Origin of the sequence: Collinsella aerofaciens ATCC 25986, assembly GCF_964237925.1 — a bacterium.
Taxonomy (GTDB): Bacteria; Actinomycetota; Coriobacteriia; order Coriobacteriales; family Coriobacteriaceae; genus Collinsella; species Collinsella aerofaciens_BJ.
This window is the reverse complement of the sequence record NZ_CAXSKI010000006.1, coordinates 128,467-136,150: the sequence shown is the minus strand read 5'-3', so window position 1 is coordinate 136,150 and position 7,684 is coordinate 128,467. Positions and strand designations below refer to the sequence as shown.

The window sequence follows — 7,684 nt, the reverse complement described above, 5'->3', positions numbered from 1 at the left end:
CGCGGACAGAGTGATGCCACCTGCCTCCGTGAAGTTCAGGGCGGGCTCGTAGGAGTTCGTGAAGGTCGGCGACCAGCCTGCCCCCGCACGCCCGCCGGCTTCCCCGTCTCACCGGCGGGCACGACCTTGCCCGTTGTCTCCGCCACGCGAACGGACGCACCTTCATTCGCGCCAGCAAACGGCGACACGACGATATCGGCCCGAGCGCGGTCGGACGCAATGTCAACTCCCTCAGGCGGTTGTCCCGAAATCGGCATGTCGGAATAGAGCGCCACGCGCCCGCCAGAAAGCAGCCGCGCCGACACTCGCTTGATGGCCTCGGGATTCGAAACGGGGAGCCCCGCACAGCGCGCCCACGTATCCACCGCCCACACGCCGCGGACGTCGGTCGCCGTGGTGATGACGGGAATGGCCCCTGCCGCGCGTGCCACAGTTTGCGCAAGCTCGTTCGCACCGCCCAAATGCCCCGACAAAAGCGGGACGGCAAAGCGCCCCGCCTCGTCGATCGCCACAACCGCGGGATCGTTTACCTTCGAGGCGACATGCGGCGCGATCGCCCGCACGGCGATGCCCGCCGCGCCCACGAACAGAAGCGCGTCCGACGCTTCCCACGTGAGCGCCGTCCATGCGCGCAGGTCGGCCTTCCCCTCGCCGAACCCGCGCGAAACGGAAACGTCCCAGCCAGGGTCATCTTCACCTGTCTGCGCGCAATCGGAAAGCGCGCGTGCGGTGCGCTCCGCCAACGCATACCCCCTCTCAGTGAACGCTATGCAGGAAACCCTCATCTAGCGCACCACCATCGTCGAGAAGTAGCTGCCCCGATCGGGCACATCGTCGAGCGAGCGGTACACGCGCTCGCCCGGAAGCCCACAGTCCTCTACGAGCTCGGCACCGTCGAAGGTGCCCTCCTCGCGAAGGATACGCTTCGTGTCCGCAAGCGAGCGGCGCGCCTCCATAGCCACCTTCGTCCCTGGCCAGCCGATTGCGCGGCCCACCCCATACAGCACGCCTTTACTCATACGTCGCCCCCAATTCCCCGATAACTGCATCGGCGCCCGACGTGCGGAAAAGCTCACGGCGCTCCGCGTCGAACACGACCGCGGCGATGTCGCATGCGCCCGCCGCGCGGCGGCGCAACCTGTCCTCGATTGCCGCAGCGAGCGAGGCGCGCGCAGCGTCCCCCACGCCGGCGGCCTCGATTACCTCGAGCGCCACCGTGGTCGTGACGGACGTCATGATCTCGCGCACGGTCTTCGCGCCCGCGCCGGCCATGGCCGCGTGGGCGGCCAGAATCTCCGCGCGGCAGTCGGCGGTACGCGAATGGGTGTCCATGATGCCGCCCGCGACCTTCACCAATTTGCCGATGTGTCCCACAAGAAGGACATTGGTGAATCCCTCGCGAACGCAGCAATCAATCGCATCGCCCACAAAGTTGGAGATGAAGACCACCGGCGCACCGTTTAGGTGGAAATGCCCCGAGATGAACTGCCCGCCGTAGTTGCCGGGCGTGAGCACGACTCCGCGCCGCCCCATAGCCGCATGCTGCCGGATCTCGAGCTCGATGCTGTCGCGCAAGGCAGCGAGACTGCGAGGCTCGACGATGCCCGTCGTGCCCAGGATGGAGATGCCGCCCTCTATCCCCAGGTGCGGGTTGAAGGTCTTTTCGGCTAGGGAAACGCCCTCGGGTACCGAAATCGTCACAGCAATATTTCCAGAAAAGCCGTGCGCGGCGCACACCTCGCGCACCGCCGAAGTGATCATCGCGCGCGGCGTCGCGTTGATGGCGGCCGCCCCCACCGGCTGCTCGAGCCCGGGCAACGTCACGCGCCCCACGCCCACGCCGCCATCGACGGAAACTTCCGATTCGTGCGCGGGCACGTCCTTGCTGTCCGCAGCACCCGTGCCCGACCCCGAATGTTCCACGCGCGCGTACACGAGCACGCCGTCGGTCACATCGGCATCGTCGCCTGCGTCCTTTCGCACGGCGCACTGGGCGCACACCTCGCCGATGCATGCGTCGACCACGTCCGTCTCGACGGGCAGCCCGCCGGGGGTGACGATCGACACGCGGCCCACGGTCTTTCGTGACAAGAGCATCTCGCAGGCCGCCTTCGCCGCGAGCGCGGCGCAGCTCCCCGTGGTGTAGCCGCAGCGCAGGCGGGTCGTCCCAGTATATATGTAGTGCTCGAAGGCCACGCTAGCTGCTCGCCTTCCGATAGCCCGTGGCAAACGAAGGGTCGTAAAGCTTGCTGCGCTCGTACGACTCCGCTTGCGCGCCGTCGTGCGCAAGTCCGCCGCGAGCTCCGAGCACGCGGCCAACCACCACGAGCGCCGTGCGGTCGATGCCCTCTCGCGCGCCCGCATCGGCGAGCGTGCCCACTGTGCATCGCACCACACGCTCCTCAGGCCAGGTCGCCTTGTACACGAGCGCCGCCGGCTCGTCGGAGCTGCGGCCCGCGGCCAAAAGCTCAGCGGAAAGCTCGGCGAGCATACCCGAGCTCAGGAAGATGACCATAGTCGAGCCGCTTTCCGCCATGGTGCGCATGCTCTCGCCCGCGGGCATGGGGGTGCGGCCGGAAAGCCGCGTGATCACGACCGACTGGCTGATTCCCGGCAGCGTGTATTCCTGGCGAAGCGCCGCCGCGGCACCGCAAAAGCTCGACACGCCGGGCACCACCTCGTAGTCCACGCCGCGCGCGTCGAGTGCGTCCATCTGCTCCTGGATGGCGCCGTACAGGCACGGATCGCCCGTGTGCAGGCGCACCACTTCCTCGCCCCGCGCATCCGCCGCGCACATCACGTCGAGCACTTCCTCCAAGGTCATGTGCGCGCTGTCGTAGACGATGCAGGATTCCTTGCACTCAGCGAGCAGCTCGGGGTTCACAAGGCTTCCCGCCCAAACGACCACGTCGGCCGCGCGCAGAAGACGCGCCCCGCGCAGCGTGATAAGGTCGGCGGCGCCCGAACCTGCGCCAACGATATGAATCATCCGAGCCTTCCCTTCCCGTTTCTCATCGCAACCGTTTACGCCGCCATTCGCGCAGCGGGCAAAATACGGCGCCCGTGGCGGCAATCGGCGCAAATACGCAGGCAGGAGGCGCAATGCCGCCCGCCCTGGCTTTGACACGTTCACAAGCGCCCACTATCATAGTAAAAGTTTCGGCAACGAGCATATGACAATCGGATAAAAGGAAATGACCGGCGCGGCGCCCGCACAGCCCGCGCTGGCTTGCGGAGGGAACCAGGTGGGAATCCTGGGCAAGGGACATTACTGTATAGGACGCGCGGGCGAAACGCCTCGCGCCCCAAGCCAGACTGCTTCGCCTTTTCCTCACGGCATCGCCGTGGCGTTAGCTCCTTGTGAACCCCGAGGGGCGCGCTTTTCTTTCGCTTGTGCCGACAAGCAACTGTCGCCGGGGGACCGGCAAACCGAGGAAAGGAAAAACCATGTCCGACCAGATGTCACGCCGCGGCTTCATGGGCGCCGCAGCAACCGGAGCCTTCGCGCTCGCCGGAGTCGCGCTCGCGGGCTGCTCCAACACCTCCGCGAGTTCCGAGAAATCGAGTGAAAAGAAGAAGGCCGTGAAGCCGGTCATCCTCGTCACGAGCTTCGGCACGAGCTACAACGACTCGCGCCACATCACCATCGGCGCCATCGAAGACGCTATCCGCGAGAAGTACTGGCAGGACTACGACATCCGCCGCGCCTTCACCGCGCAGATCATCATCGACAAGCTGAAGAAGCGCGACGGCATCACGATCGACAACATGACCGAAGCGCTCGACCGCTGCGTGGAAGACGGCGTGAAGGAAATCGTCGTGCAGCCGACGCATCTCATGGGTGGCCTGGAATACACCGACGTGAAAGACGAGCTCGACAAGTACGCCGACAAGTTCGACAAAATCTCGCTCGGCGACCCGCTGCTCACCTCCGACGACGACTACAAGAAGGTGGCCGCAGCCATTAAGGAGAACATGGCGTCCTTCGACGACGGCAAGACGGCGCTGTGCCTCATGGGCCACGGCACCGAAGCCGATTCCAACGCCGACTATGCCAAGATGCAGGAAGTGTTTAAGAACGAGGGCTTTACGCAGTTCTTCGTCGGCACCGTCGAGGCTGAACCGACCTGCGAGGATGTTATCGCCGCCGCGAGCGCCGCAGGCTACAAGAAGGCCGTGCTAGCGCCGTTCATGGTGGTCGCGGGCGACCACGCGAACAACGACATGGCAGACGAGACCGACCCCGACAGCTGGGCTGCGAAGTTCGTGGCCGCCGGCTTCGAAGTGACGTGCCTGCTCCAGGGTCTGGGACAGAACGTCGCGGTCGACGACATCTACGTCTCGCACGTGGACGACGCCATCGCCAAGCTGTAAACTCGCCGCGCACGGGGGCGCCGGTCGCGTCCCCGTGCAACGGGCATGCGCCTTCCCCGACTGACGGCGCATGCCCGTTGCATTCGCATCCCGCCCGCCCACCGCACGGCGCGGGCGGTCGAAGCGATTGAAAGGAACCCCCTCCATGTTGAAGAAAACCCTCGCCTTCGCCCTGTCAGCGGCGCTTTTCGCGTTCTCGCTCGCCGGCTGCGGCGGAAATTCAATCGACAGCGCAAAGGCAAGCGATGCAGATTCCCAGGAAAAGACCGAACAGGCGGCCGATGCGCCCGAGGGCGCAAGCGCTGCCCCCATCACCGCCGACAAGGTGGCCGACGGCACCTATCCGATCAGCGTAGATTCCAGCTCGAACATGTTCAGGATTGTGGACGCCCAGCTCATCGTGGAAAACGGCTCCATGCACTGCGTGATGACGCTTTCCGGCACGGGCTACGGCAAGCTCTTCATGGGCACGGGCGACGAGGCTGCCGCCGCGAGCGAGGCCGACTTCATCCCCTATGTGGAAAACGCGGAAGGCAAGTACACCTACGACGTGCCCGTTGAAGCGCTCGACGAGGACACCGCCTGCGCCGCGTGGAGTATTAGAAAAGAGCAGTGGTACGACCGCACGCTCGTGTTCGAATCCGCCGGCGTCGATCTGCGCGCCGACGCACTGAAGTAACGCCATGCGGTCGATTCTTCCCAAGGGGGAAAGCAGGAAGCGTCGCAGCATCGCGGTGCGCGCGATCGCCTGCGTTCTCGTCGCCCTGCTCGCGCTTCCCTTCGCGGGGTGCAGTGCGAGCCCGAACGCGACCGGTGGCACGGCAGGCTCTCAGGAATACACTGTGAGCGTCTCGCTCTCCGGCGGGTCAGGGCGCGCAAGCATCGCCTCACCCACCACAATTGTGAAGGATGGCGACACCTACACCGCGACCATCACCTGGTCGAGTTCGAACTACGACAAAATGACCGTCAACGGCGTGGACTACGCGCCCGTAAACGACGGCGGCAACTCCACGTTCGAGATACCCGTCACGCTCGACGAGGACATCGCCGTGTCGGCCGAGACCGTCGCCATGTCGACGCCGCACACCATCGACTACACGCTCTACTTCGACTCATCCACCATGAAGGAGAAATCGGGCGACGAAGCAAGCGGCGGCTCCCCTGCGAGAACGGCTTCAAGCGCCGCGGCCGACTTCCACAACGCCGATTTGGGCTGCGGCTGGAAGCCGACGGGGACGCTTCAGCTTGAATACGCCGAGCACTTCACTGTCGACGAGTACGAAGGCGGCCTGCGGCTTATCTGCATTTCGAACGGGGAGCGCTTCCTCGTGGTGCCGCAAGATGCGAAGGTACCTTATGGGTTGAGCTCCGACATCGCGGTCATAAGGCGCCCCGCCGACAAGGTGTACCTCGTGTCGTCGGCGACGATGTGCCTGGTCGACGCGCTCGATGCGAACGACAATATCCTCATGTCGGGCACGAAGGCCGACGATTGCTCGGTCGCGGGCTTCAAAAGCGCACTCGAAAGTGGGGCGATCGCCTACGGCGGCAAGTACAGCGCGCCCGACTACGAGCGAATATCGGCCTCGGGCTGCACGCTCGCCATCGAGAACACCATGATCAACCACACACCCGATGTGAAGGAAAAGCTGCAGAAACTCGGGCTCGTCGTGCTCACCGAACAGTCGTCGAGCGAGCCCGAAGCACTCGGGCGCGTCGAGTGGATTAAGCTTTTCGGCGTCCTGTTCGACAAGGAAGACGAGGCCGCGCACCTGTTCAACGAGCAGAAGGCCCGCGTCGAGCAAACGTCGGGGCTCGCGTCGTCAGGTAAAACCGTGGCGTATTTCTACATTAACTCGAACGGGGCCGCCGTCACGCGGCGGGCGGGCGACTACGTGGCGCAGATGATCGAGCTTGCAGGCGGCAACTACGCGCTCGATGACGCGCAGACGGCGTCGACGTCAGGTTCGTCAGTAACGCTCGAAATGGAGCGCTTCTACGCGACGGCGAAGGATGCCGACATTATCGTCTACAACGGCACCATCGACGAATCGGTTGCCACCTTGAACGACTTCGTAGGCAAAAACGCGCTATTGTCGCAGTTCAAAGCCGTGAAGAACGGCAACGTCTGGGTCACAAGCGCCGACATGTACCAGCAGATGACTTCCACCGCCGACATTATCGACGAGCTGCACGGGGCGTTCACCGGCGATGACGCGAGCAACTTCCATTATCTGAGGAAGCTCGGCTAGCACCATGAGAAGCCGACTTTCCATGGCATACGACGAATCGGGGCGCGCCGCGCGGTGTCGCGTCGTGACGGCGCTGCTCGCTGTTGCCCTCATCGTGCTCGTCGGGGCCAACCTGTGCATCGGGAGCGTGCTCGTGCCCGCAGACCACATCCCCGGCATCCTTTCGGGCGGCGCGGCCAATTCCATGGAAAGCCAGGTCATCTGGGAGATTCGCCTGCCGCGCGTGCTTTCAGCCGTGCTTCTCGGCGGGGCACTTTCGCTCTCCGGGTTCCTGCTGCAGACGTTTTTCAACAACCCCATCGCCGACCCGTTCATCTTGGGCGTCTCCTCAGGCGCAAAGTTCGTCGTCGCGCTTACGATGATCGTACTTCTGGGCGCGAACCAGACCATGTCCTCGCCGGCCATGGTGGCCGCAGCGTTTCTGGGCTCGCTTATCACCATCGGCTTCGTACTCCTCATCGCACGGCGCATAAGTTCCATGGCCATGCTCATCGTAGCGGGCGTCATGGTGGGATACATCTGCTCGGCGGGGACGAACTTCCTCATCGCCTTCGCCGACGACCAGTCCATCGTGAACCTGCACAACTGGTCTTTGGGCAGCTTCTCGGGTTCGAGCTGGGACGACATCGCGGTCATCGCGGTCGTGGTGATCACCGTGAGCGCATGCGTATTCGCGATATCGAAGCCCCTTTCCGCCTTCCAGCTGGGAGAAGCCTACGCGAAAAGCGTCGGCGTGAACGTCGCACGCTTCCGCGTGGTGCTCGTCCTTCTAGCGAGCATGCTATCCGCCTGCGTGACCGCGTTCGCTGGTCCGGTGTCGTTCGTAGGCATCGCGGTTCCGCATCTCGTTAAGTCGGCGCTAAAGTCGTCGAAGCCCATCCGCGTGATTCCTGCGTGCTTCTTGGGAGGCGCCATCTTCTGCGCGGGCTGCGATTTGATCGCGCGCACGCTGTTCTCCCCCGTCGAGCTTTCCATCAGCGCCGTCACCGCCATCTTCGGCGCGCCGGTGGTTATCGCACTCATGTTGAAGAAGCGGGTGAGGTAGATGGGGAAAT

General features: G+C 64.3%; 8 protein-coding genes. 4 read left to right on the top strand and 4 right to left on the bottom strand.

Annotated features, from left to right (window positions below; translation table 11 throughout):
* Positions 1-35 precede the first annotated feature (35 nt).
* The 4 genes from ACESWY_RS04535 to cobM are packed head-to-tail and all read right to left on the bottom strand — an operon-like array spanning position 36 to position 2,989.
* Complete coding sequence (locus tag ACESWY_RS04535) at positions 36-743, bottom strand: cobalamin biosynthesis central domain-containing protein (protein ID WP_373202142.1); 708 nt, start codon at positions 741-743, stop codon at positions 36-38.
* A gap of 42 nt (positions 744-785) precedes the next feature.
* Positions 786-1,019, bottom strand: coding sequence for an SAM-dependent methyltransferase (locus ACESWY_RS04530; protein WP_373093661.1), 234 nt, complete (start codon positions 1,017-1,019; stop codon positions 786-788).
* Complete coding sequence (gene cbiD / locus ACESWY_RS04525; RefSeq protein ID WP_373093662.1) at positions 1,012-2,196, bottom strand: cobalt-precorrin-5B (C(1))-methyltransferase CbiD; 1,185 nt, start codon at positions 2,194-2,196, stop codon at positions 1,012-1,014. The genes ACESWY_RS04530 and cbiD overlap by 8 nt, the downstream gene beginning before the upstream one ends.
* A 1-nt stretch (position 2,197) precedes the next feature.
* A complete protein-coding gene (cobM, locus tag ACESWY_RS04520) occupies positions 2,198-2,989 on the bottom strand; it encodes a precorrin-4 C(11)-methyltransferase (RefSeq protein ID WP_260699637.1) in 792 nt (263 codons plus the stop codon).
* 458 nt (positions 2,990-3,447) lie between these two features.
* Between cobM and ACESWY_RS04515 the strand changes: the two genes are divergently transcribed.
* From ACESWY_RS04515 to ACESWY_RS04500, 4 genes are all read left to right on the top strand, one after another.
* Positions 3,448-4,374, top strand: a complete 927-nt coding sequence (locus ACESWY_RS04515) for a sirohydrochlorin cobaltochelatase (RefSeq protein WP_373093663.1) — start codon at positions 3,448-3,450, stop codon at positions 4,372-4,374.
* 145 nt (positions 4,375-4,519) lie between these two features.
* Entirely contained in the window at positions 4,520-5,053 is a 534-nt protein-coding gene (locus ACESWY_RS04510) for a hypothetical protein (protein WP_373093664.1), read from the top strand.
* A 4-nt stretch (positions 5,054-5,057) separates the two neighbouring features.
* Positions 5,058-6,629 (top strand): ABC transporter substrate-binding protein, encoded by a 1,572-nt coding sequence (locus ACESWY_RS04505; protein WP_373093666.1) that lies wholly within the window; start codon positions 5,058-5,060, stop codon positions 6,627-6,629.
* Between the two features lie 22 nt (positions 6,630-6,651).
* A complete protein-coding gene (locus tag ACESWY_RS04500) occupies positions 6,652-7,674 on the top strand; it encodes a FecCD family ABC transporter permease (protein WP_373093668.1) in 1,023 nt (340 codons plus the stop codon).
* The last annotated feature ends 10 nt before the right edge of the window (positions 7,675-7,684 follow it).